At 41.5% G+C, this 200-nt stretch carries 1 tRNA gene; it reads right to left on the bottom strand.

The features are described from left to right. Window positions 1-90 precede the first annotated feature (90 nt). Window positions 91-166 (bottom strand) — tRNA-Glu (locus tag A6E06_RS19605). Between the last annotated feature and the right edge of the window lie 34 nt (window positions 167-200).

Genomic DNA, 200 nt, shown 5'->3' with positions numbered 1-200 from the left:
TTTCCAAATTGTTAAAGAGCGATTTCACGCTAATGCGTGTAACCATTTTTAAAAACTCTTAAAGGTATTACCTAAAAGAACGTTTAAAGATGGTATCCCGTAGGGGAGTCGAACCCCTGTTACCGCCGTGAAAGGGCGGTGTCCTAGGCCTCTAGACGAACGGGACACTGGATACTCTAAATTAAAACCATATTAATCTG

Source organism: Aliivibrio sp. 1S175 (assembly GCF_001690985.1).
Lineage (GTDB): Bacteria > Pseudomonadota > Gammaproteobacteria > Enterobacterales > Vibrionaceae > Aliivibrio.
The sequence above is the reverse complement of the archived record's forward strand: the minus strand, read 5'-3'. Positions and strand labels throughout refer to the sequence as shown.